The following is a 26,941-nucleotide window of genomic DNA, read 5'->3' as shown; positions in this document are numbered from 1 at the left end:
GACGCAAACACGCAGCACATCTTCATCAGACGGTTCTCGACAGCCATTCCTGCACACCGGTCGCGGTTCATCGCATGCGCTCCACCACATGGTCGTGCGCGCGCCGCAGTTCGCGGTCGACCAGGCTCACCGACACGCCCAGGCGACGCGCCACTTCCTGGCGCGGCATTTCGTCGACCCGGATCAGGATCAGGATGCGGCGGCGGCGTGGCGGCATCTCTTCGATCACCGCCGCCAGACGCTGGGCCTCGGAGCGAGCCTCGGCCGTTTGCGCGGGGCCGGGTGCGGGGTCGGACAGGCTCTCGAACACCTGCTCGACCTCGGTGCCGCTCAGGAAGCGGCTCTCGGAGCGCAGGCGGTCGAGCGCCGCGTTGGTGGCCATCCGCATCAGGTAGCTCAACGGGTACTGCACGGGGCCGCTGGTTTCCGCGCCGCCTTCGAGCCGCACCCAGGTGTCCTGCAGCGCGTCGCCCGCCAGGTCGGCATTGCCGAGCTGAAGCGTCAGCCGGCGCTTGAGGTCTTCATAGCGGCGCAACATGAAGTCGCGCAGCACGCCCAGCCCGGTGTCGCTCATGGGCTGAAGAAAGAAAAGTGCAGGGCCTGCGTGCGCACGCGGGTCACTGGCGCTCGCAATCGCGGCCGGCGGCGGAGGCCTTCGGCACGATCAGCATGGTGAAGGGCTGCGCCGGCCGGCTCGGCGGCAGGCCCGTGCGCACCTGCCGCAAGGCCTGAAGAATGGCCTCGTCGCGCGCCGTGTCGCCGGTGGGATCGAGCAGCACCGGCCGCTCGATGCGGCCTTCGCCGTCGAGATGAAAGCTCACGGCCACGCGGTAGTTGCCGGGTGCGATGCGCGCATCGCGGCAGAACACCTCGCGCATGCGCGATTGCAGCAGGCCTTCGTACACGGGGTCGCGCGGCAGCGGCGCGGCCGCGGTGTCGGGCGCGCCCGGTTCGAGCACGAAGGCATCGGCCGCCGTGTACTGCACCGACAGGTGCGCGGCCTCGACCAGCAGGCGCAGCGCGGCGTCGGGCGTGTACCAGCCCTGCACGGCGGCGGACTGCACGCCGCCGATCGAATCGGCGCCGTAGAACGCGGACCACCCCGTCGCCGCGCCATGCTCATCGAGCGCGGCCTGCAGCGGCTGGGCGGGAATGTCGAAGTGCATGCGCACATGGCGCGGCGCCGGCCGCGTGGCCGGCACGTCGATGCGGGCCGGTGGCCCGGCCTGGGCACTCGGATTCGCCAGGGCCATGGTCATGCCAAGCACCAGTGCCAATGCACCGGCGCGCGGGACCGTTGTTGCCATAGGCGGGTGGAGTTCATGCAATGCGGATCGACTCGCCGCACGAGGGTGCGGCCTGGATCGCAGCGCATGCTATCGACGCCATTTGACGGAACGGTGACGGGCCCTGCCCCATTGGCGGCAGGCGGGATGGCAGGGAAATGCCTCAGAAAGTGGCCTGGAATTTGCTCGTATGCTTCCTTTGGTTTTGCTTTCAACCCGTTCCGGAGCGCGCTAATGAATCACAAGTTCGGTATTGCCCTTGCTGGTCTGACCCTTGGCGCTGCGGCTTTCGCGCAGACCAAGTGGGACTTGCCCACCGCCTACCCGGCGAGCAACTTCCACACCGAGAACATCACCCAGTTCGCCAGCGACGTCGACAAGGGCAGCGGCGGCAAGCTCAAGATCACGGTGCACTCCAACGCCTCGCTGTTCAAGGCACCGGAGATCAAGCGGGCGGTGCAAGGCGGCCAGGCGCAGCTCGGAGAAATCCTGCTGGTGAACTACCAGAACGAATGGCAGATGTTCGGTGCCGACGGCATTCCCTTCCTGGCCGACAGCTACGACGCCGCCTGGAAGCTCTATCAGGCGCAGAAGCCCGCGCTTGAAAAGAGGCTGGCCGAACAGGGCATCGCGCTGCTCTACACGGTGGCCTGGCCACCGCAGGGCATCTTCGTGAAAAAGGAAATCGCCTCGGCCGCCGACCTCAAGGGCGTGAAGTGGCGTGCCTACAGCCCCGCCACCGCCCGCATCGGCGAACTGGTGGGCGCGCAGCCGGTGACGGTGCAACAGGCCGAGCTGTCGCAGGCCATGGCCACCGGTGTGATCGAGTCGTACATGTCGTCGGGCTCCACGGGCTACGACACCAAGACCTACGAATACATCAAGAACTTCTACGACACCCAGGCCTGGCTGCCGAAGAACGCGGTGCTCATGAACAAGAAGGCCTTCGACGCACTCGACAAGCCCACGCAGGACGCCGTGCTCAAGGCTGCGGCCGATGCGGAAAAGCGCGGCTGGGAGCTGTCGAAGAAAAAGAACCTCGAATACCTCGACCTGCTCAAGAAGAACGGCATGACGGTGCATGTGCCGTCTGCCGCGCTCAAGGCCGACATGAAGAAGGTCGGCGACACCATGATCAAGGAATGGCTCGACAAGTCGGGGCCCGAAGGCCAGGCGGTGGTCGACGCGTACAAGAAGATGTGACACAGCGCCGAACAGCATCCGATGCGCAAGACACTTGATTTTCTCTACAACAGCGCCGCCGCCCTGGCGGCGCTTTTCATGATCGGCCTGCTGGTGATGGTGCTGCTCTCCATCATCGGGCGGCAGCTTCACTTCAACATTCCGGGCATCGATGCGTATGCGGGATACATGATGGCCGGCGCCGGTTTTCTCGCGCTCGCGCACACGCTCAAGCGCGGCGAGCACATCCGCGTGACGCTGATCCTGCAGAACCTGTCGCCCGCGGCGCAGCGCTGGCTCGAACGCTGGGCCATGGCCGCGAGCGCGCTGCTCGCGGTGCTGTTCGCGTGGTACAGCGCGCGGCTTGCCTGGCAATCGTTCGACTTCCACGACATCTCCACCGGCAACGACGCCACGCCGCTCTGGTTGCCGCAGCTCTCGATGGCCATCGGTACGCTGGTGTTCGCCATTGCGGCGTTCGACGAGTTCGTCATCGAATGGCGAGGCAGGCCGGCCAAGCCGGTCGAGACGGAGGCGCTGCGCCATGAGTGACATTGCCGTTGCGGGCCTGCTGATTGCCGCGCTTTTCCTGATCCTCGGCAGCGGCGTATGGATCGGCCTCACGCTCTCGGGCGTGGCCTGGATCGCCATGCAGATCTTCTCGTCCCGCCCCGCGGGGGACGCCATGGCCGTGACCATCTGGGGCTCTGCCTCCAGTTGGACGCTCACCGCGCTGCCGCTGTTCGTGTGGATGGGCGAGATCCTGTTCCGCACCCGGCTCTCGCAGGACATGTTCAAGGGCCTGGCGCCCTGGATGCAGAGCCTGCCCGGCCGGCTGCTGCACACCAACGTGGTGGGCTGCGCGGTGTTCGCGGCAGTGTCGGGCTCCAGCGCCGCCACCTGCGCCACCATCGGCAAGATGAGCCTGCCCGAGCTCAAGCGCCGCGGCTACCCCGACGACATGGTCATCGGCACGCTCGCCGGTGCCGGCACGCTGGGCCTGCTGATCCCGCCCTCGATCATCATGATCGTCTACGGGGTGAGCGCGGACGTGTCGATCGCGCGGCTGTTCATCGCGGGCGTCATCCCGGGCATCCTGCTCGCGCTGCTGTTCTCGGGCTACATCGTGTTCTGGGCCTTGCGCAACCCCGATCTGGTGCCGCCGGCCGACGCAAAGCTGCCCTTCCTGGAAAAGCTCAAGGCCTCGATGTCGCTGATCCCGGTGGCCCTGCTCATCCTGTCGGTGCTCGGCTCCATCTACGCGGGCATCGCCACCGCCACAGAGGCGGCGGCCGTGGGCGTGGTCGGCGCAATGGTTATCTCCGGCGTGCAGGGCTCGCTGAACTGGCACAGCTTCAAGGAAGCGCTGCTCGGTGCCACGCGCCTGTACTGCATGATGGCTCTCATCCTCGCGGGCGCGGCCTTCCTGACGCTGGCCATGGGCTACATCGGCCTGCCACGGCACCTGGCCGAATGGATCGGCTCGCTCGGCCTGTCGAAGTTCCAGCTCATCCTGATGCTGGCGGCGTTCTACATCGTGCTCGGCTGTTTCCTCGACGGCATCTCGATGGTGGTGCTGACCATGGGCGTGATCATGCCGACCGTCACCGCGGCCGGCATCGACCCGATCTGGTTCGGCATCTTCATCGTGCTGGTGGTCGAGATGGCGCAGATCACGCCGCCGGTGGGCTTCAACCTGTTCGTGCTGCAGGGCATGACCGGCAAGGACCTGCTGTACATCGCGCGCGTGACGCTGCCGATGTTCTTCCTGATGGTGGCGGCGGTGCTGCTCATCTACTTCGTGCCGCAATTGGTGACCTGGCTACCTCAGCAGATGGCGCCATGAAATTGAGCTCGCCCCCAGGCTGCGCGCACTTCGTGTCGCTTCTCCAACCCCCTACCGGGGGCAACACCAGCGGCCCGGCAAAGCCGGTTCCTCGGTGCTCCACGAAAAGAAATCACGGCCTCCTGATCCATCAGGGGCCATGGCAACAACTGCCCAGACAATAGGCCGATGCTGCTTCCGGTTCTTGCCATCTGTATCGGCGCCTCGCTGGGCGCCCTGTCACGCTGGGGCCTTGCCCTGTGGTTCGGCGCCAGCGGACTCATGCCCTGGGGCACCCTGGCCGCCAACCTGATCGGGGGCTACCTCATCGGGCTGGCCATCGCCATGTTCCAGCTCCTGCCCAATCTCGATCCGGTCTGGCGCCTGGCGCTGGTGACGGGTTTCCTGGGCGGACTCACGACCTTCTCGAGCTTCTCGGCCGAGGTCACGACGATGCTGCTCGAAGGCCGGAGCGGCGTGGCCATGCTCACGGCGGCCGCGCATCTTGGCGGCTCCCTCTTCCTGACATGGCTCGGCATCCGCACCGTGCAGGCGTTCTCGGGTTGACCACTTGATGAAAACCGCCTGATGTCCTGCGGTTATAAATAGAGGCCACATCGGGGTCGATCGATAGAATTGACCACAATGCCCCTGGTCTTTCTCGTCGCTCTCCCCTTCATTGCCAGCGTGCTGGCCGCGTTGATGCCCTCCAACGCGCGCAACAGGGAGTCGACCCTCGCGGGACTCGTCGCACTCGGCTGTGCCATCCAGGCCGCATGGTTCTTTCCGCAGATCGCCAATGGCAATGTGATCAGGCAAGAAATCGAGTGGCTGCCGGCCCTGGGCCTGAACCTCGTGTTTCGCATGGACGGCTTCGCATGGCTGTTCTGCATGCTGGTACTGGGCATCGGCGCGCTGGTGGTGCTCTATGCGCGCTACTACATGTCGAAGTCCGATCCGGTGCCGCGCTTCTTCTCGTTCTTCCTCGCGTTCATGGGCGCGATGATGGGCGTGGTGCTCTCGGGCAACCTCATCCAGATGGTGCTGTTCTGGGAACTCACCAGCCTTTTCTCCTTCTTGCTGATCGGCTACTGGCACCACCGGCGCGACGCGCGGCGCGGTGCGCGCATGGCGCTCACCGTCACCGGTGCGGGCGGGCTGTGCCTGCTGGCCGGCGTGCTGGTGCTGGGCCGCATCGTCGGCAGCTACAACCTCGACGTGGTGCTGGCCTCGGGCGACCTGATCCGCGCGCATGCGCTGTACCCCGTGGCGCTGGTGCTGGTGCTGCTGGGCGCCTTCACCAAGAGCGCGCAGTTCCCGTTCCACTTCTGGTTGCCGCGCGCCATGGCCGCGCCCACGCCGGTGTCGGCCTACCTGCATTCGGCCACGATGGTGAAGCTCGGCGTGTTCCTCATGGCGCGGCTTTGGCCGGTGCTGTCGGGCACCGAGCAATGGTTCTGGATGGTGGGCGGCGCAGGCGCGATCACGCTGCTGCTGGGCGGTTTCATCGCGATGTTCCAGCGCGACCTGAAGGCGCTGCTGGCCTACTCGACCATTTCTCATCTGGGGCTCATCACGCTGCTGCTGGGCCTGAACAGCCCGTTGGCGGCGGTGGCGGCGGTGTTCCATGTGATGAACCACGCGACCTTCAAGGCCTCGCTGTTCATGGCGGCCGGCATCATCGACCACGAGACCGGCACGCGCGACATCCGCAAGCTCAGCGGCCTGATGCGGCTGATGCCGATCACGGGCACGCTGGCCATCATCGCCAGCGCCTCGATGGCCGGCGTGCCGCTGCTCAACGGCTTTCTGTCGAAGGAAATGTTCTTCGCCGAGACGGTCTTCATCCAGGCCACGCCCTGGGTCGATTTCAGCCTGCCCGTCATCGCCACCCTCGCGGGCATCTTCAGCGTGGCCTATTCGGCGCGCTTCGTGTTCGACGTATTCTTCGGCCCGCCCTGCGGCGACGAAGTGCCCAAGCATCCGCACGAGCCGCCGCACTGGATGCGCGTGCCGGTCGAGCTGCTGGTGCTGGTGTGCCTGGTGGTGGGCGTGGCGCCGGCGTGGTCCGTCGGCCCGATGCTGGCGGCTGCCGCCACGCCGGTGGTCGGCGGCACGCTGCCCGACTACAGCCTGGCCGTGTGGCACGGCTTCAATCTGCCGCTGATGATGAGCTTCGTGGCGCTGGTGGGCGGCGGCGTGCTGTATTTGCTGCAGCGCCGCCGACGCGCGGCAGGCGGTCTTGAGCACACGCCGCTGCTGCATCGCTTCGACGGGCAAGTCATCTTCGAGCACCTGCTCGCACTGCTCAGCGAAGCCGGCCGCCGCAGCCGTCGCCTGTTCGGCACTCGCCGCATGCAGTGGCAGTTGCTGCTGCTGGTGCTGGTGGCCGTGACCGGCGCCACCGCCGCGATGTGGGTCACCCCCGCAGCACCGGGCACACGCGAGCTGCTGCCCTTCTCGCCGATGTTCGCGATGACCTGGCTCATCGGTGGCACCTGCGCGCTGGCCGCCGCGTGGCAGGCCAAGTTCCATCGGCTTGCGGCGCTGATGCTGGCCGCAGCCGCGGGCCTCGTGTCCTGCGTAACGTACATCTGGTTCTCCGCGCCCGACCTGGCACTGACCCAACTGGTGGTCGAGGCCGTGACCACCGTGCTCATCCTGCTGGGCCTGCGCTGGCTGCCGATGCGCAGCAAGGACGTGGTGCAGCCCGCGCGCATGCGGCTGCGCCCCTGGGGCCGCCGCGGACGCGACTTGCTGGTTGCCACCGTCGCCGGCTGCGGCATGGCCGCGCTGGCCTGGGCCATGATGACGCGCACCTTCCCGCAAAGCATCTCGCCCTTCTTCCTCGAACGCGCGCTCACCGAAGGCGGCGGCACCAACGTGGTCAACGTGATGCTGGTCGACTTCCGCGGCTTCGACACTTTCGGCGAAATCACCGTGCTCGGCATCGTGGCGCTCTCCGTGTATGCGCTGCTGCGGCGCTTTCGCCCGGCCATCGAATCGATGGCCCTGCCCGTGCAACAGCGCCAGCAGGTGGACGACGGCAGCAGCGACCTGCTGAACCCACGCCTGGCCAAGGACACGGCCGTCGGCTACCTGATGGTGCCGGCCGTGCTGGTGCGGCTGGTGCTGCCGCTGGCGGCGCTGGTGTCGGTCTACTTCTTCATGCGCGGGCACAACGCGCCGGGCGGCGGTTTTGTCGCGGGGCTGGTGATGTCGGTCGCGCTGGTGCTGCAGTTCATCGTCTCGGGCACCGAGTGGGTCGAAGAGCACCTGCGCATCTACCCGCGTCGCTGGATCGCCATCGGCCTGCTGTTTGCGCTGGCCACCGGCAGCGGCGCGGTGGTGTTCGGCTATCCCTTCCTGACCACGCACACCTTGCACCTGAGCCTGCCGCTGCTGGGCGACATCCACGTGCCCAGCGCCCTCTTCTTCGACATCGGCGTGTTCGCGCTGGTGCTCGGCGCCACCATGTTGATCCTTACCGCGCTGGCCCACCAATCGATACGCAGCCACCGCTGGGCCGATGAACAGGCCGAGAAGGAAGCGGAGGCCAAGGCCGCCGCAGCAGAAGCCGCCTTGGCAGAGGGAGCCCGCTGATGGAAATCGTGCTCGCCCTCGCCATCGGCGTGCTCACCGGCTCGGGTGTCTACCTGCTGCTGCGCCCCCGCACCTTCCAGGTCATCATGGGCCTGACCCTGATCTCGTATGCGGTCAATCTTTTCATCTTCAGCATGGGCCGGCTCAAGGTCGACAGCGAGCCGGTGCTGGTCAAGGGCTTCACCGCCACCTTGGCCAACACGGCCGACCCGATGCCGCAGGCGCTGGTGCTGACCGCCATCGTGATCGGCTTCGCCATGACGGCCTTGTTCCTGGTCGTCATGCTCGCCTCGCGCGGCCTCACCGGCACCGACCATGTGGACGGTGAAGAGCGGCAGGAGGCAGAGTGAAAGAAATCTTCCACCTGCTCGACCGGTTCCTCGAGTTCAGCATGCCGCACCTCGTGGCGGTGCCGATCCTCGTGCCGATGCTCACCGCCGCACTCATGCTGCTGCTGGGCGAGAACCGCCGCCGCACCAAGTCGGCCCTGAGCGTGATCTCGGGCCTGATCGGCCTGCTCGCGGCGCTGGCCTTGCTGCGCTGGGTGAACGCAGCCGACACCGGCGGCGGCCCCGGCTCGATCGGCGTCTACCTGCCCGGCAACTGGCGCGCGCCCTTCGGCATCGTGCTGGTGGCCGACCGGCTCTCGACCATGATGGTCGCGCTCACGGGCGTGGTCGCCTTCGCGGCATCGATCTATTCCACCTCGCGCTGGGACCGCGCGGGCGTGCACTTCCATCCGCTGCTGCAACTGCAGCTCATGGGCCTGAACGGCGCCTTCCTCACCGGCGATCTGTTCAACCTGTTCGTGTTCTTCGAGGTGATGCTCGCGGCCTCCTACGGCCTGCTGCTGCACGGCTCGGGCCGGCTGCGCGTGCAGGCCGGGCTGCACTACATCGCGATCAACCTCGCGGCCTCGTCGCTGTTCCTGATCGGTGCGGCCATCCTGTACGGCGTGACCGGCACGCTCAACATGGCCGACCTGGGCATGCGCATCGCGGAGCTGTCACCCGGTGATCGCGGGCTGGTGCATGCGGCGGCGGCCATCCTCGCAACCGCGTTCTTCGCCAAGGCGGGGGCCTGGCCGCTCAACTTCTGGCTGGTGCCGGCCTACAGCGCAGCGGTGTCGCCCGTGGGTGCCGTGTTCGCGCTGCTGACCAAGCTGGGCATCTACACCATCCTGCGGCTGTGGACTGTGCTGTTCGCGCCCGACACCGGCGCTTCGGCTGCCTTCGGGCAGGTCGCGCTGGTCGGCATCGGTCTTGCGACGCTGTTCGTCGGCGCCATCGGCATCGTCGGCACGCAGCGGCTGTCGAACCTCGCGGGCTTCAGCGTGCTGGTGTCGGCGGGCACGTTGCTGGCGGCGGTCGGCCTCGGTCAGCCGGCTGTGTGGGCGGGGGCGCTGTACTACCTGCTGAGTTCCACGCTCGCGGTCAGCGCCTTCTTCCTGCTGATCGACATGATCGAGCGTTGGCGCAACGCCGGCATGAGCGTTGCGCCGCACGAGGCGGCGGGCAATGCGCCCTTCCTGTCCGAAGACCTGAGCGCGCTGGCCGACGTGAACCTCGACGACGAGGCGCAAGCCCTCTACGGCCGCGCCATTCCGGCCGGCGTGGCCTTCCTCGGCCTGAGCTTCATGGGCTGCACGCTGCTGCTCGCGGGCCTGCCGCCGCTGTCCGGCTTCGTCGGCAAGTTCGCGATGCTCTCGGGGCTGCTCGGCGCCCAGGGACTCACGGCAGCCGGCTGGACCTTCCTCACGCTGCTGATCGTCTCCGGCTTCCTGTCGCTGATCGCGCTGAGCCGCACGGGCATTCGCCACTTCTGGACGCAGCCGCACGCCACGATGCCATCGCTGCCCGCGCTCGAAGTGCTGCCTGTGGCCGGTCTGCTCGCGGCCTGCGTGGCGCTGACGATCTGGGCTGAACCGGTGATGCGGCATGCGCAGGCCACCGCAGAAGGGCTGTTCAACCCCGCGCCCTATCGCAACGCCGTGATGGGTGCCAGGCAGGTGCCCAACCCCGTGCCTGCGACCGTGACCGTGCCGCACGAAGGCGCCGCCCCATGAAGCGCCTGATTCCCTCGCCGCCGCTCTCGTTCGCGCTGTTCATCGTCTGGCTGCTGCTCGAACAGTCGCTCGAAACGACCACGCTGGTGTCGGCCGTGATTCTGGCCATCGCCGTTCCGCTGATCACCAAGGGCCTGCGGCCGGCCGCCGTGCGCATGCGCCGGCCCGGCGTCGCGCTGCGGCTGTCCTTCCTCGTGACCTTCGACATGCTGAAGTCCGCGTTCGACGTGGCGCGGCTGCTGCTCACGCGCCGCACCTCGCGCATCGGCTCGAAGTTCGTGCAGATCCCGCTCGACATGCGCGACCCCAACGGCCTGGCCGTGCTCGCCATGATCATGTGCCTCACGCCCGGCACCGCCTGGGGCGAAGTGGCGTTCGACCGCAGCACGCTGCTGATCCATGTGTTCGACCTGGACGACGAGGCGGCCTTCGTCGCCATGATCAAGCAGCGCTACGAACGCCCCCTGATGGAGATCTTCGAGTCATGACACCCATCCTCTTCTGGGCGCTGAAGTTCGCGCTCTTCCTGCTGGCCGTGGCCATGCTCTGCGCGGTCACCCGGCTGCTGATCGGCCCGACCGCGCAAGACCGCGTGATGGCGCTGGACTGCCTCTACATCAACGGCATGATGATGATGCTGGTGCTCGGCATCATCTACGCGAGCAATGTGTACTTCGAGGCGGCCATGCTCACGGCGCTGTTCGGCTTCGTGGGGTCGACGGCCATGGCCAAGTTTCTGCTGCGCGGGGAGGTGATCGAATGAACGACTTCATCGTCGGACCGCTGCCGCTGTGGGCGGAAATCGTCACTGCGGTGTTCGCCGTGCTGGGCGCGGCCTTCGCGGCCATCGGTTCCTTCGGCCTGGTGCGGCTGCCCACCTTTTTTCGCCGCATTCACTCGCCCACGCTGGGTGCCACGGTGGGCGTGTGGTGCATGACCGTCGCCACGATGGTGTACTTCTCGGTGCAGGGCTTCAGCCTGTTCCTGCACGCAATTTTGATCGTGCTGTTCATCGCGCTCACGGCGCCGATCACCACCATCTTCCTGATGCGCGCTGCGCTGTTCCGCGAACGGCAAAAGGGTGGCAATGTGCCGCCTCAAGCCAAGTCGGGCTGACAAGACGCGAACAAGCCTGCTGAGCGTTCAGCTCGGCTGCAGGTGCTGCATTTCCTTCGCGCGCGCCACTTCCACCTCGCGCGGCAGCGTCACTGCATTCTTCACCGCCAATATCTCGGCCATCACGCTCACCGCAATCTCGGGTGGCGTCTTGCTGCCGATGAAGATGCCGATGGGGCCACGCAGGCGCGCGAGCGACGCAGGCGTCTGGTCGAAGTGCTCGATCATGCGATCGCGCCGCGCATCGGCATTGCGGCGCGAGCCGATGGCGCCGACGTAGAAGGCCTCGCTCTGCAGCGCTTCGAGCAGCGCAAGGTCGTCGAGCTTGGGGTCGTGCGTGAGCGCGACCACGCAACTGCGCCGGTCGGGCCTGAAGGCCAGCACCGCGTCGTCGGGCATCTCGGTCGTGATGTGCACGCCGGACAGCGACCATGCGGTGCGGTACTCGGCGCGCGGGTCGCACAAGGTCACGGCGAAACCGCTGAACTTGGCCATGGTCGCAAGGTATTCGGCGAGCTGGCCGGCGCCGATCAGCAGCATGCGGTACTCGGGGCCGAAGGTGTTGGTGAGCTCGGTGTCGTTCACCGTGAGTTCGTCGGGCGCCGTCGCCTCGGCGAGCGCCACGACCCCGGTGGCCAGCGTGACCGTGCGCCGCATGAGCCGGCCCTGTTCGAGCTGCGTGACCAGCGTGTCGAGCGCATCGGCATCGGGCGCGTATTCGAGCAGCAGCTCCAGCGTGCCGCCGCACGGCAAGCCGAAGCGATGCGCCTCGTCGGCCGTGATGCCGTACTTCACGAGCGCTGGTGGCGCACCCAGCGGCACGTCTTCGCCCTTGCCGTGGGCATGGCTGTAGCGCGCGATCAGGTCGTCTTCGATGCAGCCGCCCGAGACCGAACCGACCACCGCGCCGTCTTCCGCCAGCGCCATGATCGAACCCACTGGCCGGGGCGACGAGCCCCAGGTGCGCACCACGGTGGTCAGCAACGCACGCTTGCCGGCACGCCGCCAGTCGCGCAGCGTGCGCAGCACCATGACGTCGAGGTTTTCCATGGCGTGGGCCGTCGCTAGCTGGCGTCGCCCGGTGTGGGGGGCGCGTCCTTGTCGTCCTTCTTGCCCAGGCCGATCTTCTTCATCAGGCCCGACATGACGCCTGATTTCTCCGCAGGTGCTTCAACCGCTTCCGCGACGGGCGCTGGCGGCGGACCGTAGCGGCTTTGCATCTCGGCCTCGAAGCGCTTGAAGAAATCGTCGGCGGTCGACTTGGCGGCGCCATCGATCAGGCGCTGGCCGAGTTGGGCGATCTTGCCGCCGACCTGGGCCTGCACGGTGTAGTCGAGTTCGCAGCCGACAGGCGGCGGCGATGCGGCCTCGGCTTCATGGGCAATTGCCGCGTCCGCTGGCGCCTCTGCGGGGACCGCATCCGCCAGCGGCCTGAGCGTGACGCTCGACGCCCCCTTCGCAAACCCCGCCACGCCGCCCTGCCCCTCGAAGGTCAGCTTGTAGCCATCGGGCGCGACGATGTCCGACAGCATCACCTTGCCGCTGAACTTGGCCGACACCGGGCCGATCTTGACCGCGAGCGCAACGCTGTAGGTGTTGTCCCCCGTCAGCTCGAACTTGTCGCAGCCGGGAATGCACTTCTTCAGCGTTTCGGGATCGTTGAGCGCTTCCCAGGCCTGTTGTTGCGTGACGCCGAGACGGCGGTTTCCGAGCATTTCCATCGTGTCTTCCTTGGGTTCTGTCTGGCTGGCTTGACTGGCGTGACTAGCGGCCGGATCGCATGAGGGCCGCGAGGCTGGCGGCCAGTTGTTCGAGCGCACTGAGATTGTGGACCGCCAGCATCGCGTCCGCTTGCCGGTGCAACACGCTGGCCCCACGCGCCAGAGGGGCGTAGCCCTCGAAGCGCAGCAGCGGGTTGAGCCACAGCAGGCGGCGCGAATGGCGCTTGAGCCACAGCAATTCGTCTTCGAGCACGGCAGGCTCGCCGGTGTCCAGGCCGTCGCTGATCACCAGCACCAGCGTGCGGCGGCCAGTGAGGCGGCGGGCGTGGAAACGGCGCAGCTCGGTCAGCGAACTGCCCAGGCGCGTGCCGCCCGCGAAATCGTCGATGGCAAGGCTGGCGGCGCCGAGCATGGCATCGGTGTCGGCCAGCCGGAAGGCCGGCGTCAAATCGGTCAGCCGGGTGCCGAAGGCGAACACGTCGCGCCGTCCGGCCCGCCGCGTGGACGCATGAAGGAACGCGAGCAGCAGCCGCGCATAGCGCTCCATCGAGCCCGACACATCGACCAGCACCAGCAACGGCAAAGGTTGCTCGCGCCGGGTCAGCCGTGGCAGGCGCAGGATTTCTCCGCCGGTGCGCGCGGCCTCCTGCAGCACGCCGGGCCAGTGCATGCGCGCGTGCTGCCGACCCGCATCGCTGGCCACCCGCAGGCGGCGCGAAGGCAGCGAGGGAACCGGCAAGCGGATGTCGCGTGCGAGCCGTTCGACCAGCCGGTATTCGGAAGCACCGAGCGCGTTGAAGTCCGCATGCTGCAGGCGCTGGCGGTCGCTCGACGTCATGGCGGCATCGAACTCGACCTCCTTGTCGGGCTTGACCGCGAGCGCAGGTTTGGCCGGATCGCGTGGCGCGGTGAGGGCCTCGCGCACGCGCGGGCGCCGCTTCGAGGGCTCGGCCTTGCCTTCGGCGCTGGGCAGCATCTGGGCGAGCAGCTTGTTGGCCAGCTCGGGGTCGCGGAACCAGGCATCGAAGAGTTCGCGGAACACCATGCGGTCTTGTTCGCGGCTCACCATGACGGCTTCCATTGCGGCGCTCAGGTCGAGCTTGTCTTCGACACCGACCAGCGTGGCGGCTTCGGCAGCGAGCGCGATGCGCATGGCGTCGGTACGCACACCCGCACGGCGCAAGGCGCGGCCGAACGCGGTGATGTTGCCGGCGAGCTTGCCGCTGCGTACGTCGCCGAGCTGCTGGACGCCGGTCATGCGTGTGCCCCGTTGCTGCTGCTCAGCGAGCGAGCGGCTCTTCGGGCCTCAACAGATCGGATGCCAGCTCGCGCGTGAGCGCCGCCACATCGTCGCGCTGCTTGAACAGGATGCCGGCGGTATCGACCACCACTTCGGGGTCCAGCTCCACAGTGTCGAGCGCGATCAGCGCCCTCGCCCACTCGACGCTTTCGGCGATGCCCGGCGCGCGCTGGAAGGCGTTGACGAACGGCGCCTCGCGCAGCCGCGCGACGAAGGCCGCCACCTGGGCCGAGAGCTTTTCGCCGGCCTGCGGCACCTGGGCACGCACGATGGCCAGTTCACGCTCGCGTTCGGGGTAGTCGAGCCAGTGATAGAGGCAGCGCCGCTTGACCGCATCGTTGAGTTCGCGCGTGCGGTTGCTGGTGAGGATGGTGACGGGCGGCACCACCGCGCGCACCGTGCCCAGCTCGGGAATGCTGACCTGGTACTCGCCGAGGTATTCGAGCAGGAAGGCCTCGAAGGGCTCGTCGGCGCGGTCCACTTCATCGATCAGCAGCACGGCACCGGGTGCCGGCGTCTGCAGGGCTTGCAGCAGCGGGCGGCGGATCAGGTAGTGCGGCTGGTAGACCTCGGCCTCCACGTCGCGCGCCGCACCGCTGGCCTCGGCCGCGCGCATGTGCAGCAACTGCGCCGCGTAGTTCCATTCGTAGAGCGCTTCGCGCTGCTCCAGGCCGTCGTAGCACTGGAGGCGCAGCAGCTCGCGGCTCAGCGCCTTCGACAGTGCCTTGGCCAGCTCGGTCTTACCGACGCCGGGCTCGCCTTCGAGCAGCAGCGGACGCTGCAGCTTGAGCGCGAGAAACACCGCCGTGGCCAGGCGCCGGTCGGCAAAGTAGCCGGCCTGCACCAAACCGTCGGAGAGGGAATCGATGGTCGGAAAGATCATGGCGAAGCGTAGCGGAAGACGCGAGGGTGTCGCGCCTTCCGGCTCCCGTTGGACCGCCCTGGCTTGTTCAGCCCAGGGCCTTGGTCACTGCCCGTTGCGTCAGCACGCTGATCAGGTTGGCGCGATAAGCCGCAGAAGCGTGCAGGTCGCTGTTGAGATCGCTGGCATCGATCTTCACCGTGGCCGCCGATGCGGCAGTGAAGCTCTTGTTCAGCGCGTCTTCCAGTCCTGCATGGCGGAACACGCCGTTGCCCGCGCCGGTGACGGCCACGCGCACGCCGTTGTCGTACAGCGCCAGGAAGATGCCCACGAGTGGGAAGTTCGACGCCTTCTGGCGCAGCTTTTCATACACGGCGCGCTTCGGAATCGGAAAGCGGATCGCGGTGATCAGTTCGTCTTCTCCCAGTGCCGTGGTGAACAGGCCCTGGAAGAAATCGTCGGCCGCAATCTCGCGCTTCGAGGTGATGACGGTGGCGCCCGAGCCCAGCACCGCGCTGGGGTAGCACGCGGCCGGATCGTTGTTGGCCACCGAGCCGCCGATGGTGCCCATGGCACGCACCTGCCGGTCGCCGATGCGCGAGGCCAGGTCGGCCAATGCCGGATAAGCGGTCTTCACGTCGGTGTTGTTCGCCACGTCGAGGTGACGCGACATGGCGCCGATGGTGATGTTGTTGCCGTCTTTCCTGATGCCGGTGAGTTCCTTGATGCCGCTCAGGTCCACCAGTTGTTCGGGTGCCGAGAGCCGCAGCTTCATGGAGGCCAGCAGCGTCTGTCCGCCTGCCAGCGGCTTGCCGCCGGCAGCGATGAGTTTGGCCGCATCGGCCAGGGAGGCGGGCCGTTCGAGTGTGAAGGCATACATGGTGTGATTCCTTCTTTGTTTTAGTGCTTGGCGGCGGCCTGCATCGCTTCCCAGACGCGGCTGGACGATGCGGGCATGTCGAAATCCTTGACGCCCAGCGGCGCCAGCGCGTCGAGCACGGCGTTGATGACGGCCGGCGGCGAGCCGATGGCCCCCGCCTCGCCGCAGCCCTTGGTGCCCAACGGGTTGTGGGTGCACGGGGTGCACACGGTGTCGAGCTTGAACTGCGGAAAGTCGCCCGCTCTTGGCATGGCGTAGTCCATGAAGCTGCCGGTGAGCAGCTGGCCGGTTTCGTTGTCGTAGACGCAGTTCTCGAGCAGTGCCTGGCCAATGCCCTGCACCAGCCCGCCATGCACCTGGCCCTCGACGATCATCGGGTTGATGATGGTGCCGAAGTCGTCCACGGCGGTGAAGCGGTCGATCTTCACTTCGCCGGTCTGCCTGTCGATCTCGACCTCGCAGATGTAGGTGCCGCCGGGGAAGGTGAAGTTGGTCGGATCGTAGAACGCGGTTTCGTTCAGGCCCGGCTCGAGCTTGTCGAGCGGGTAGTTGTGCGGCACGTAGGCCGTGAGCGCCACCTGGCCGAACGGAATCTTCTTGTCGGTGCCCTTGACCGTGAACTCGCCATTTGCGAACTCGATGTCGGCGTCGCTGGCCTCCATCAGGTGCGCGGCGATCTTCTTGGCCTTGGTCTCGATCTTGTCGAGCGCCTTCATGATGGCCGCGCCGCCGACCGAGATGGAGCGCGAACCGTAGGTGCCCATGCCGAAGGGCACGCGGCCGGTGTCGCCGTGCACCACGTCGACGTTGTCGACCGGAATGCCCAGGCGCGCGGCAACGACTTGCGCGAAGGTGGTTTCATGGCCCTGGCCGTGGCTGTGCGAGCCGGTGAACACCGTCACGCTGCCGGTCGGGTGCACGCGGATTTCGCCGCACTCGAACAGGCCGGCGCGCGCGCCGAGCGCACCCGCGATGTTTGACGGCGCAATGCCGCAAGCCTCGATGTAGCTCGAATAGCCCATGCCGCGCAGCTTGCCCTTGGCCTCTGTCGCGGCCTTGCGCTGCGCATAGCCCTCGACATCGGCCAGCACGCGCGCCTTGTCCATGCAGGCATGGAAGTCGCCGGTGTCGTACTGCAGCGCAACCGGCGTCTGGTACGGGAAGGTGGTGATGAAGTTGCGCTTGCGGATCTCGTCCTGGCCCAGGTTCATTTCCCAGGCGCAGCGCGACACCAGCCGCTCCAGCAGGTAAGTAGCCTCGGGCCGCCCTGCTCCACGGTAGGCATCGACCGGCGAGGTGTTGGTGAACCAGGCATCGACCTCGACGTAGATCTGCGGCGTGGTGTATTGGCCCGCGAGCAACGTGGCGTAGAGGATGGTCGGCACTGCCGTCGAGAAGGTCGACAGGTAGGCGCCGAGGTTGGCGTCGGTGTGCACGCGCATCGCGAGGAACTTGCCGTCTTTGTCCATCGCCATTTCGGCGTGGCTCACGTGGTCGCGGCCGTGCGCATCGGACAAAAAGCATTCCGAGCGTTCCGCCGTCCACTTGATGTTGCGGTTGAGCTGCTTGGAGGCCCAGGTCAGGCACACGTCTTCGGCATACAAAAAGATCTTGGAGCCGAAGCCACCGCCCACATCAGGTGCGATCACGCGCACCTTGTGCTCGGGCAGGCCCAGCACGAAAGCCGTCATCAAGAGGCGTTCAACGTGCGGGTTCTGGTTCGACACGTAGAGCGTGTACTCGTCGGTGCCCCTGCTGTAGCTGCCGATGGCCACGCGCGGCTCGATCGGGTTGGGAATCAGCCGGTTGTTGACAAGGTCGAGCTTCGTCACATGCGCGGCCGTGGTGAACACCGTATCGACCGCCGCCTTGTCGCCCAGCACCCACTTGTAGCACTGGTTGTCGGGCGCTTCGTCGTGCAGCGTGGTGCTGCCGGCCTTCTTCGCCGCATCGGCCACGCTCACGAGCGCGGGCAGCACGCCGTAGTCGACCACCACGGCTTCGGCGGCATTCTTGGCCTGCTCGACCGTTTCGGCGACCACCATGGCCACGTGGTCGCCCACGAAGCGCACCTTGTTGATCGCCAGGATCGGGTGCATCGGCTCCTTCATGGGGGTGCCGTCGGGGTTGTTGATGAGCCAGCCGCAAGGCAGCCCCCCCATTTTTCCCTCGATGTCCTTGCCGCTGAAGATACCGACCACACCGGGCATCTTCATGGCCTCGGAGATGTCGACCGAATTGACGGTGGCATGGGCGTGCGGCGAGCGCACGAAGACCGCATGGCTCTGGTTGGCCAGCGTGATGTCGTCGGTGTAGTTGCCCGCGCCGGTCAGGAAGCGATAGTCTTCCTTGCGCCGCAGGGCTTCGCCGATGTGCGGCAGGTTGGAGAAGTCGGAAGCACCCATGATGCTGCTCCCTTCACGCCGTGACGGTTGTCTTGACCGGGGTGCCCGAGGCCATCGCCTCGCCGCCCATCTTCACGGCCTTCACGATGTTCTGGTAGCCGGTGCAGCGGCACAGGTTGCCGTCGAGCAGTTCGCGGATCTCGGATTCGCTCGACCTGGGGTGGTGCGTACACAGGTCGATGGCGCTCATGACCATGCCAGGCGTGCAAAAACCGCACTGCAGGCCATGGCACTCCTTGAAGGCCGCCTGCATGGGGTGCATGGTGCCGTCGGCTTCGGCAATGCCCTCGATGGTGGTGATGTCGGCACCGGCCGCCTGGGCGACCAATACATTGCATGATTTGATGGCCCGTCCGTTCACGTGGACGGTGCAGGCGCCGCATTGGGCGGTGTCGCAGCCGACGTGGGTGCCCGTCAGGTGGAGGTGCTCGCGGATCGCGTGCACAAGAAAGGTGTTGGGAGGAGCGTCGACCGTGACCGGGCGGCCGTTGACCTTGAAAGCGACCTGCATGTGGCTGTCTCCGTGAAAGGTGATGGCTGATTCAGCAAAAAGCATCTTGGATGCCCACCTTTCGCACTATCCTAGGCAAAACCCTTGACACTTGCACAGACCGCGTGAAATTCTCAAAATGAAACAACTTGCCATTTGGCAAGCCGGGAAAAGACGCCCCACACGTGCGAATCCACACGATGCCCGCCTCTATCGTTTCGCCACTGCCTGAGCGCTCTCTGGCCATCGCCCAAGCGCGCCGCGAACTGATTCACGGCGAGGCTTCCCGCGCGCGCGGCAGTGCCTGCGTCGATTCATGGATCTCCCGCTCGTGGCAGCGGTGCATCGAGTCGGGCCGGCGCCCACAGCAGCGCGTGAGCTTCGACCCGGTGAGCCGGTCGGACAGCAGCGACGTCGCCGAGTGCAACCGGGCGCTGGTGTCGGTGGCCCGCCCCGTCATCGAGCGGCTGTCGCGCGCCATCGCGGACACCCGCTACTTCGCGATCCTGACCGACGCCAACGGCATCGTGGTCGACGTGGGCACGCTGCCCGACGGCGCCGATGCCGCCAGCCGCTATGCGCGCGACATCGGGCGCATCGGCGTCGACCTGTCGGAACACGCCATCGGCACCTCGGCCATCGGCACCGCGCTGGCCGAGCAGGAATCGGTGTGGCTGCACCGCGGCGAACACTTCTTCGATGACACCAGCGTCTACAGTTGCGCCGGCGCGCCGCTCTTCGGTCCTCGAGGCGACTGCATCGGCATGCTCGACCTGACAGGCGTGCAGGTGGTCGAGCGGCCCGAGCTGCGGCACCTGGCCACGCTGTCCGCGCGCAGCATCGAGAACATGCTGGTGATGCTCGAACCCTGCGAGCTGCTGCTGCACCTTGCATGGCCCGGCAGCCCGAGCAGCGAGGCCACCGAAGGCCTGTTGTGCATCGATGCCGGCGGCAGCGTCACCGGCGCCAATGCCGCCGCGCGGCAGATGCTGCACCAGCCGCTGGCGCGCAGCCAGCACGCCTTGCATTTCAACGATCTGTTCGCCCTGCCTCTGCACATGATGTTCGACGCGGCCCGCCGAGGCGATGCGGTGCTCGAAGTGCCTCTGTGGTCGGGCCTGCGCGTGCAGGTGCGGCCCCAGCGCGGTGGCAACGGCATCACGGGCGCTGCGCTCCCCGATGCCCGGCCAAGGCTGCGCGATGTGGAAACCGCGCTGATCCGCAAGGCGGTGGCCGATGCGCGCGGCAATGTCGCCGAGGCGGCACGTGCACTGGGCATCAGCCGGGCCACTGTCTACCGCAAGCTCTGGCGCGGCCGGCCCGCCGGTGGCTCGGACTGAACGTCCGCTGTTCGGCTTTCGTTCAGGCCTTGTTCACGCGCCGACCGGCACCTTGTCCAGGAAGCCGGTCACCGAGCGCAGCTTGCCTGCATCGAGCTGGACGAAATCCGTGCCCTGGATCAGGTCTTCGGCGCCGCTCGGGCCCAGCGTCCACGAAAAGCGCAGGTTGTCGCCATGCGCCTCGGCCTTGCCGAACAGGTTGAAGCGAAAGCCCGGGTAGCGCTGATGCACCGCGCCGACCAGCGCGCTGATCTGCTCGCGGCCGCTGGCTTGCGCCATCGGGTCGACGTAGTGTGCGTTGGCGGTCCAGCCGGCCTCGATCAGCTCGGCGCGGCGAGCGGCGTCGGTTTCATTCCACACGGCGATGTAGCCATGGGCGATGGTGGTGGCGTCGTGTGCGGCGGTGTTCATGGTGACGATTCCTTTGGGGTTCAGGCCCGCAACATCGCGGGGTGAAGGAATGGTCGCGTCGCACGCGCCGCGCGTCGATGACGTGGGAGGTTATGCGGCCGGCACCGCATCCAGCGGAAACACCGGCCGGCGCACCTTGCTGAACGGGAACAGGCTGTAGTCCGAACTTGTCACACCGGGGCTGTCGCACTCCACCAGCGCCGCCGACAGCGGCTCGAACACCGGCCGGCAGTACATGCGCGACTTGAGCAGAAGAAAACGCTCCGTTCGCGGATCGAGCCCGGCGCACTCGAACACGCCGATGTCCCACGGCTCTTGCGTGCGCTCGGTCACCACGATGCGCGCCGTGCCGATGTCGAACAGCACCGTGCGCCCCATGCTGCTGCGCTGGCCGGTGTAGGTGGGGCCGGTGATCACGTACTCGCCGTTGCTGATGCTGCGCACGGTGCCGGTCAGCCGCACCGGCGTTTTCTTCAGGCCGATGCCTTCGAGCGAGACCTTGTTGCCGAGCGCGACCGTCACCTGCGCGCCCTCGCCCGCCGCGATCAGCTCGCGCACCGCCTCGGGGTCGCACAGCGGGCCCACGCCGATGCCGTGCAGCCCCTGCGCCAGCGCCTCCTGCAGCACGTCCATGCTGTCGCAACTGCCACCCGACATGCAGTTGTCGCCATGGTCGAGCAGCAGCACCGGGCGCGTGGCGCCGTGGGCGATGAGCTTGGCGCGCGCCACCGATTCGGCCAGCGGTTCGCTGCGGTAGATGAAGGCCTCGCGCTCGGCCCACATCTGCCCGGCGATGCGATCCGCCGTGGCCTGCGCGCGCTCGGGCGATTGCGCATCGACCACGATCACGCTCATGCAGGGCGCCTCGATGTCCGACAGCGAGAAGCCCGCAAGGATCGACACCGCCAGCGATTCCGACTTCTCGGCTTCGCGCGCGGCCTCAATGGCCCGCTGCATCGCGCCGGTGAACGACGCGCTGCGCAGCGTGTGCGCCATCAATGGCAACGGGTGCCAGCGCATCGCGGGCTTGCTGCGGCCGGCCAGCAGGTCGAACAGCAGGCGGCCGGCGTGGTCGCCGGTCTCGTACATGTCGATGTGCGGATAGGTCTTGAAGCCGACGATCACATCAGCGTTTTCGACCATGGCCGGCGTGACGTTGGCATGCAGGTCGAGCGCCACGCCGATGGGCACACCGGGCGCCGCGGCGCGCAGCCGAACGAGCAGGTCGCCTTCGCCATCGACGCTGTTCTGCGCCACCATCGCGCCGTGCAGGTCGAGCAGGATGGCGTCGCAGCCCGGCACTGCATCGACGATGCACTGCGTCAACGTGGTGTAAGCCTGCGCATCGACCGGCCCGCTCGGGTTGGCCGAGGCCGACACCGGCGTGACCAGCGTGGCACCGGCCTGCTCGGCCAGGTCGATGAAGGCCGACATGGCGGTGCGCATGCCCTTGTTGTCCTTGTAGGCCTGCTCGCCGAAAGTCGGGCCATCGGGGCCGAAGGCCGCGAGCGGCGTGGGCACAGGCGAGAAGGTGTTGGTCTCGTGGTTGAGGCGGGCGATCAGTACTTTCATTGGGCAAACTTTCCGGCACTTCCCAGCATGGTGATATCGCCGAAGCTGGAGCCATTGCGGTTGTCGGGGCGGAACGCGACCGTGAAACCATTCAGGTTCATGGGCGGCGAGTTCTCGATGCTGCGCCGGAGCGATTCGGTGGTGATCGGTCCCTTCACGCGCTGCAGCGATTCCCCAAAGGCCTTGGCCGTGATGTAGCCCTCCAGGCCCAGGTAGGAGCCTTCGCTGCCACTGCCCGTGCCCTTGAGTGCCCGTTGATACTCGTCCACGATGGGGAAGCGCGTCTTCCAGAACGGCGGCACCACTTGAGACAGCACGATGCCGCGGCTCTTGTCACCGAGTTCCTTGTACAGAAGGAACGAACTCGCCACCGAGTTCGTGTAGATCTGCGGATGGACGGGCGCCGCCACCAGCGATCGGATGATGTTGATCGCAGGCATGCCGGCGGCGATGACGTACACCGCCTGCGCCCCGCTCGCGATCACCTGCTGTGCGATGGCCGCATGGTCTTTTTCCTTGGGGTCGAAGCGCAGCGACAGCAGCGCCGGGTGCTTGTTTTTTTCGAGCGCCGCCAACGCGTCCTTCTCGATGCCCTTGCCATAGGCGTCGTCGCTGGAGACGATCGCGATGCGCGTCACGCCGATGGTCGTCAGGTGGTTCATCACGCGCGTGACCTCGTCGGCGTACGACTCCCGCACGTGATAGATCGGCACCTTCGGCCCGCGCAGCACCGCCGCGCCGGTCAGCCCGCCGAAGATGAAGCTGTCGTACTTTGCCGCCACGGGCAACATGGCCGCGCCGATGCCCGTGCCCATGGTGCCGAACAGGCAGACCACGTGATCGGTGCCAAGCAGCTTCTCGGCATTGGCCGCCGCCTTTTCCGCGATGTAGGCGTCGTCATAGATGATCATCTTGACGGGCCGACCACCGATACCGCCTGTCTTGTTCAGCTGGTCGAAGAACAGCGTCTGGCCCTCCATGAACGCGAGACTGTTCGGCGTGAACGGGCCGGTGAGCACGGCGGACTGGCCTACCAGGATCGGCTCCCCGGCCGCCCCTGCGGCCGTGCATGCCGCGACCATTCCCATCGCCAGCAGGCGCAGCCCCATGCGCCGGAGCGCCGCGCTCATGCGGCGACTCCCGCGCTTTGCAGCATCGCCTGCAGCAGCACGTTGCAGCCGGCTTCCAGGTGCTCGGGCTGCGCGTCCTCGATCTCGTTGTGGCTGATGCCATCGAGACAGGGAACGAAGATCATCGCCGTGGGGCAGACGCGTGCGAGGTACACCGCGTCGTGGCCGGCGCCGCTGATCACATTCATCCACGTCAGGCCCTGTGCCTGCGCAGCCTCGCGAACGGCCGACACCAGTTTCGGCGTGAAGGGCTGCGGCGGGAAGTACACGACCTGCTCCACCGTCATTTCGACCTTGCCCTTGGCGGCGATGCGCTGCACGGCTTCTTTCAGCTCGGCATCCATCGCGGACAGCACCACGTCGTCCGCTGCGCGCAGGTCGACGCTGAGCCGCACGCGGCCAGGAATCACGTTGCGCGAGTTCGGATAGTTCTCGATCCAGCCGACCGTGCCGCGCGCGTGCGGTGCGTGGGCCAGTGCGATTCGATTGACCTCGATCACCAGTTCGGAAGCCGGCAGCAACGCGTCTTTTCGCAGCTCCATCGGCGTGGGGCCGGCGTGCGCTTCCATGCCCTGCACCACCACGTCATACCAGCGCTGGCCCAGCGCGCCTTCGACCACGCCGATCACGCGCTCGTTGGCTTCGAGCACCGGGCCCTGTTCGATGTGCGCCTCGAAGTACGCGCCCACCGGAGACATCGCTGCGGAAGCCGGTGTGCTGCCGGCATAGCCGATGGCCTTGAGTGCGTCGGACACGCTGATGCCGTCGTTGTCGCGTTGCGCCAGCGCATGGTCGAGCGTGAAGGCGTCGACGAAGACGCCCGAGCCCATCATCACGGGCACGAAGCGCGAGCCTTCCTCGTTGGTCCACACCGCCACTTCGAGCGGTGCCTCGGTGACGACGCCCGCATCGTTCAACGCGCGAATCACTTCGAGGCCCGCGAGCACGCCGTAGTTGCCGTCGAACTTGCCGCCGGTCGGTTGCGTGTCGATGTGGCTGCCGGTGGTGATGGGTGGCAGTGCGTTGTTGCGGCCCGCGCGGCGCGCGAAGATGTTGCCGATGGCGTCCACGCGCACCTCGCAACCGGCCTCCCGCACCCAGCGCGTGAACAGGTCGCGGCCCTGGCGGTCGAGGTCGGTCAATGCAAGGCGGCAGACGCCGCCCTTCTGGGTGGCGCCGACCTGGGCCAACTGCATCAGCGAATCCCAGAGGCGCGGCCCGTCAATGCGAAGGTCGCGCACATCCGGTGCGATGGAAATTTCGTTCTGTTTGTTCATTGGTCTTGGCGAAGGAGTGAAGGCGGGGTGCACTCAAGCAAGGCCCACGCCGAGGTATCGATCTTTCACTTCATGGTCGGCCATGAAGGCGGCATTGGCTGCTTCGTGCACGATCACGCCCTGCTCCACGATGTAGTGGCGGTCGGCGAGCTGCACGCACACCTCGAGGTTCTGCTCGACCAGCAGGATGGCGACGCCAGCGGCCTTGATGGTCTTGAGCTGCGCGACGATCTCCTCGACGATCACCGGCGCGAGGCCTTCCACCGGCTCATCGAGGATCAGCAGGCGCGGATGGTTCATCAGCGCGCGGCCGATGGCCAGCATCTGCTGCTCGCCGCCCGAGAGTTGCCCGCCGCCGTTGCGCCTCCGCTCCTTCAGGCGCGGGAAGATGCGGTAGATGTCTTCGAGCTGCCAGGGCGAATCGCGGCGCTGGCCGAGCAGCAGGTTTTCTTCCACCGTCAGCAGCTTGAAGATGCCGCGATGCTCGGGCACCAGGCACACGCCGCGCGTGGCGATGCGGTGCGGCGGCAGGCCCGCCACGTCCGCGCCCTGGAAACGCACGCGCCCGCTGGTGGGCGTGACCGCGCCGGCAATGCTCTTGAGCGTGGTCGACTTGCCCGCGCCATTGCGCCCCAGCAGCGTGACGAGTTCGGCCTCGCCCACGGTCATCGACACGCCCTGCAGCACGTGGCTCTTGCCGTAGTGCGCATGCAGCGCCTCGACTTCGAGGATGCTCTTTTTCCCGTTCATGCCTTCCCTCCGGTGATCATGTTGCCCAGGTAGGCCGTTCGCACCCGCGCATCGGCGCGGATGTCGCCCGGCAAACCCTCGGCCAGCACGCGGCCCAGTTGCATGACGGTCACGGTGTCGGAGATGTCCATCACGATGTTCATGTTGTGCTCGATCAGCACCACGGTGTGGGCATCGCGCAGGCTGCGGATCAACCGCTTCATGTCGTCGAGGTCGTCGATGCCCATGCCCGAGGTCGGCTCGTCCAGGAAGATCGCCTTGGGCTTCGCAGCGAGCGCCATGCCCACTTCGAGCCGGCGTTGCTGGCCGTGCGACAGCACGTTGGCCGGCGTGTCGGCCAGCCGTTCGAGGCCGACGCGAGCCAGCACTTCAGCCACCGTGTCTGCGCAGGCGCGGTCGCCGATGGGCGCGCGCCAGCAGTTCATGGCCTGTCGCGGCGCGATGCCCTGCGCCGCCACGCGCAGGTTCTCGCGCACCGAGAGGGTCGCGAACAGGCTGGTCACCTGGAACGAGCGCGCCATGCCGCGCTGCACGCGCTTGTAGTCGGGCTCGTGCGTCACGTCGTGGCCGTCGAACAAAATGCGCCCACCCGTGGTGGTGCCGGTGCCCGTGAGCATGTGGAACAGCGTGGTCTTGCCGGCGCCGTTCGGGCCGATCACCGAATGCACGGTGTTGGGCAGGATCTTCAGGTCGACCCCGCCGAGCGCGGCGAACTTGCCGTAGTGCTTGGTGACGCCGATGGCTTCGATGAGTACGGGTTGCGTCATGCTTTTTCTCCCTGCGCTTCGGGTGCCTTGACCACTGCAGGCAATGCCTTGCGGAACACGCGCCGCCAGACGGCCTCGCCCAGGCCCCAGAGACCGCGCTGCATGCCGATGCTCACGCCGATCAGCAGCAGGCCCAGCAACAGCAACCATCGCGGCCACAGCGTGGACAGCCAGTCGGCCAGCAGCACATAGAAGGCCGAACCCAGCACCGAAGCGAAAAGGTTGCCGGTGCCGCCGATCACGGTGATGACCAGGATCATCTCGCTCGTGTGGTACTCGGCATTCGACAGCGGCGCGATGCCGGTCATCATCGCGTGCAGCCCGCCCGCGAGGCCGGTGACAGCACCGGAGATGACGAAGGCCAGCAGCTTGAAGCGCTTGAGGTTGTAGCCCACGGCGGCTGCGCGGTCTTCGTTGTCGCGGATGGCGAGCAGCGTGCGGCCGAAGACCGAATCGGTCACCTTCAGCAGCAGTGCGAATGCAATCAGGAAGATCACCGCCACGAAGGCGTAGTACTTCCAGGGCGTGTCCATGAATGCGGGGCGCGGCACGTCGAGCAACCCGTTGTCGCCGCCCGTGAGGCCCGACGCGGTGTAGGCCACGAAATAGAACATCTGCGCGAAGGCCAGCGTGAGCATCACGAAGTAGGTGCCACGCTGGCGGATGGCGACCCAGCCGACCACCGCCGCGCCCAGTGCGCCCATCGCAATGGCCGCGAGCAACGCGAGCGGCATCGGCAGTTGCAACCGCGTGAGCAGGATCGCGATGGTGTAGCTGCCCAGCCCGAAGAAGATGCCCTGCCCGAACGACAGCAGCCCCGTGTAGCCCAGCAGCAGATTGCAGCCCAGGGCCGCCAACGCATAGATCAGCACCTCGCTCGCAAGCGAACCCGAGCGCAGCACGAGCGGCAGGCCCAGCGCGGCAATCAGCGCCAGCAGGAATGTGTATTTTCTCGGCAT

General features: G+C 66.9%; 27 protein-coding genes. 11 read left to right on the top strand and 16 right to left on the bottom strand.

The features are described from left to right. Nucleotides 1-67 precede the first annotated feature (67 nt). Both H7F35_RS21225 and H7F35_RS21220 read right to left on the bottom strand, forming a co-directional pair. Nucleotides 68-574: an RNA polymerase sigma factor gene (locus H7F35_RS21225; RefSeq protein WP_187108564.1), complete on the bottom strand. Its 507-nt coding sequence runs from the start codon at nt 572-574 to the stop codon at nt 68-70. A gap of 43 nt (nt 575-617) precedes the next feature. Beyond that, nucleotides 618-1,307, bottom strand: a complete 690-nt coding sequence (locus H7F35_RS21220; RefSeq protein ID WP_187108563.1) for a TonB C-terminal domain-containing protein — start codon at nt 1,305-1,307, stop codon at nt 618-620. A gap of 213 nt (nt 1,308-1,520) precedes the next feature. On the opposite strand from H7F35_RS21220, the gene H7F35_RS21215 reads away from it, so the two are divergent. The 10 genes from H7F35_RS21215 to mnhG all read left to right on the top strand — a co-directional run bounded on the left by H7F35_RS21215 (nt 1,521) and on the right by mnhG (nt 11,077). Further along, complete coding sequence (locus tag H7F35_RS21215; RefSeq protein ID WP_187108562.1) at nt 1,521-2,489, top strand: TRAP transporter substrate-binding protein; 969 nt, start codon at nt 1,521-1,523, stop codon at nt 2,487-2,489. Between the two features lie 21 nt (nt 2,490-2,510). Further along, nucleotides 2,511-3,020 (top strand): TRAP transporter small permease, encoded by a 510-nt coding sequence (locus tag H7F35_RS21210; protein WP_187108561.1) that lies wholly within the window; start codon nt 2,511-2,513, stop codon nt 3,018-3,020. Then, the gene (locus H7F35_RS21205) at nt 3,013-4,314 is read left to right on the top strand and encodes a TRAP transporter large permease (RefSeq protein WP_187108560.1); all 1,302 of its coding nucleotides are present in this window, start codon (nt 3,013-3,015) and stop codon (nt 4,312-4,314) included. Before H7F35_RS21210 ends, H7F35_RS21205 begins: the two co-directional genes overlap by 8 nt. Before the next feature lie 168 nt (nt 4,315-4,482). Further along, nucleotides 4,483-4,860, top strand: a complete 378-nt coding sequence (crcB, locus tag H7F35_RS21200; RefSeq protein WP_187108559.1) for a fluoride efflux transporter CrcB — start codon at nt 4,483-4,485, stop codon at nt 4,858-4,860. Between the two features lie 78 nt (nt 4,861-4,938). Beyond that, nucleotides 4,939-7,896: a monovalent cation/H+ antiporter subunit A gene (locus H7F35_RS21195; protein ID WP_187108558.1), complete on the top strand. Its 2,958-nt coding sequence runs from the start codon at nt 4,939-4,941 to the stop codon at nt 7,894-7,896. Next, nucleotides 7,896-8,246, top strand: a complete 351-nt coding sequence (locus tag H7F35_RS21190; protein WP_187108557.1) for a Na+/H+ antiporter subunit C — start codon at nt 7,896-7,898, stop codon at nt 8,244-8,246. Before H7F35_RS21195 ends, H7F35_RS21190 begins: the two co-directional genes overlap by 1 nt. Nucleotides 8,247-8,287: 41 nt before the next feature. Beyond that, nucleotides 8,288-9,961 carry a monovalent cation/H+ antiporter subunit D gene (locus H7F35_RS21185; RefSeq protein ID WP_261803700.1) on the top strand — a complete coding sequence of 558 codons (1,674 nt, stop codon included), beginning with the start codon at nt 8,288-8,290 and terminating at the stop codon, nt 9,959-9,961. Beyond that, nucleotides 9,958-10,449 carry a Na+/H+ antiporter subunit E gene (locus H7F35_RS21180; protein WP_187108555.1) on the top strand — a complete coding sequence of 164 codons (492 nt, stop codon included), beginning with the start codon at nt 9,958-9,960 and terminating at the stop codon, nt 10,447-10,449. Before H7F35_RS21185 ends, H7F35_RS21180 begins: the two co-directional genes overlap by 4 nt. Beyond that, nucleotides 10,446-10,724 (top strand): K+/H+ antiporter subunit F, encoded by a 279-nt coding sequence (locus H7F35_RS21175; protein ID WP_187108554.1) that lies wholly within the window; start codon nt 10,446-10,448, stop codon nt 10,722-10,724. Before H7F35_RS21180 ends, H7F35_RS21175 begins: the two co-directional genes overlap by 4 nt. Then, complete coding sequence (gene mnhG / locus H7F35_RS21170; RefSeq protein WP_187108553.1) at nt 10,721-11,077, top strand: monovalent cation/H(+) antiporter subunit G; 357 nt, start codon at nt 10,721-10,723, stop codon at nt 11,075-11,077. Before H7F35_RS21175 ends, mnhG begins: the two co-directional genes overlap by 4 nt. 27 nt (nt 11,078-11,104) lie before the next feature. On the opposite strand, the gene H7F35_RS21165 is transcribed toward mnhG, so the two are convergent. The 7 genes from H7F35_RS21165 to H7F35_RS21135 form a co-directional block, all read right to left on the bottom strand. Beyond that, a complete protein-coding gene (locus H7F35_RS21165) occupies nt 11,105-12,127 on the bottom strand; it encodes an XdhC family protein (RefSeq protein ID WP_187108552.1) in 1,023 nt (340 codons plus the stop codon). A 14-nt stretch (nt 12,128-12,141) separates the two neighbouring features. Beyond that, nucleotides 12,142-12,798, bottom strand: coding sequence for a CoxG family protein (locus H7F35_RS21160; protein ID WP_187108551.1), 657 nt, complete (start codon nt 12,796-12,798; stop codon nt 12,142-12,144). 43 nt (nt 12,799-12,841) lie between these two features. Beyond that, nucleotides 12,842-14,056, bottom strand: coding sequence for a vWA domain-containing protein (locus tag H7F35_RS21155; protein ID WP_187108550.1), 1,215 nt, complete (start codon nt 14,054-14,056; stop codon nt 12,842-12,844). Between the two features lie 22 nt (nt 14,057-14,078). Further along, on the bottom strand, nt 14,079-14,981 hold the full coding sequence (locus H7F35_RS21150) for an AAA family ATPase (protein WP_187108549.1): 903 nt from the start codon (nt 14,979-14,981) through the stop codon (nt 14,079-14,081). A 67-nt stretch (nt 14,982-15,048) separates the two neighbouring features. Next, nucleotides 15,049-15,840 carry an FAD binding domain-containing protein gene (locus H7F35_RS21145; protein WP_187108548.1) on the bottom strand — a complete coding sequence of 264 codons (792 nt, stop codon included), beginning with the start codon at nt 15,838-15,840 and terminating at the stop codon, nt 15,049-15,051. Nucleotides 15,841-15,860: 20 nt separating this feature from the next. Next, entirely contained in the window at nt 15,861-18,245 is a 2,385-nt protein-coding gene (locus tag H7F35_RS21140; RefSeq protein WP_187108547.1) for a xanthine dehydrogenase family protein molybdopterin-binding subunit, read from the bottom strand. Between the two features lie 13 nt (nt 18,246-18,258). Beyond that, nucleotides 18,259-18,756, bottom strand: coding sequence for a (2Fe-2S)-binding protein (locus tag H7F35_RS21135; RefSeq protein WP_187108546.1), 498 nt, complete (start codon nt 18,754-18,756; stop codon nt 18,259-18,261). A 179-nt stretch (nt 18,757-18,935) separates the two neighbouring features. On the opposite strand from H7F35_RS21135, the gene H7F35_RS21130 reads away from it, so the two are divergent. Beyond that, nucleotides 18,936-20,075: a helix-turn-helix domain-containing protein gene (locus H7F35_RS21130; protein WP_187108545.1), complete on the top strand. Its 1,140-nt coding sequence runs from the start codon at nt 18,936-18,938 to the stop codon at nt 20,073-20,075. Nucleotides 20,076-20,108: 33 nt separating this feature from the next. Here the strand turns inward: H7F35_RS21130 and H7F35_RS21125 are convergent, their stop codons facing one another. The 7 genes from H7F35_RS21125 to H7F35_RS21095 all read right to left on the bottom strand — a co-directional run bounded on the left by H7F35_RS21125 (nt 20,109) and on the right by H7F35_RS21095 (nt 26,941). Continuing rightward, nucleotides 20,109-20,486: a nuclear transport factor 2 family protein gene (locus H7F35_RS21125; protein ID WP_187108544.1), complete on the bottom strand. Its 378-nt coding sequence runs from the start codon at nt 20,484-20,486 to the stop codon at nt 20,109-20,111. 90 nt (nt 20,487-20,576) lie between these two features. Next, on the bottom strand, nt 20,577-22,058 hold the full coding sequence (locus H7F35_RS21120) for a M81 family metallopeptidase (protein WP_187108543.1): 1,482 nt from the start codon (nt 22,056-22,058) through the stop codon (nt 20,577-20,579). Next, nucleotides 22,055-23,188, bottom strand: coding sequence for an ABC transporter substrate-binding protein (locus H7F35_RS21115; protein WP_187108542.1), 1,134 nt, complete (start codon nt 23,186-23,188; stop codon nt 22,055-22,057). Before H7F35_RS21115 ends, H7F35_RS21120 begins: the two co-directional genes overlap by 4 nt. Next, nucleotides 23,185-24,465, bottom strand: coding sequence for a Zn-dependent hydrolase (locus H7F35_RS21110; RefSeq protein WP_187108541.1), 1,281 nt, complete (start codon nt 24,463-24,465; stop codon nt 23,185-23,187). Before H7F35_RS21110 ends, H7F35_RS21115 begins: the two co-directional genes overlap by 4 nt. Before the next feature lie 33 nt (nt 24,466-24,498). After that, entirely contained in the window at nt 24,499-25,215 is a 717-nt protein-coding gene (locus H7F35_RS21105) for an ABC transporter ATP-binding protein (protein WP_187108540.1), read from the bottom strand. Continuing rightward, nucleotides 25,212-25,982, bottom strand: coding sequence for an ABC transporter ATP-binding protein (locus H7F35_RS21100; protein ID WP_187108539.1), 771 nt, complete (start codon nt 25,980-25,982; stop codon nt 25,212-25,214). Before H7F35_RS21100 ends, H7F35_RS21105 begins: the two co-directional genes overlap by 4 nt. Further along, the gene (locus H7F35_RS21095) at nt 25,979-26,941 is read right to left on the bottom strand and encodes a branched-chain amino acid ABC transporter permease (protein ID WP_187108538.1); all 963 of its coding nucleotides are present in this window, start codon (nt 26,939-26,941) and stop codon (nt 25,979-25,981) included. Before H7F35_RS21095 ends, H7F35_RS21100 begins: the two co-directional genes overlap by 4 nt.

It is taken from the genome of Variovorax sp. PAMC26660, assembly GCF_014302995.1.
Classification (GTDB): Bacteria; Pseudomonadota; Gammaproteobacteria; order Burkholderiales; family Burkholderiaceae_C; genus Variovorax.
The sequence above is the reverse complement of the archived record's forward strand: the minus strand, read 5'-3'. Positions and strand labels throughout refer to the sequence as shown.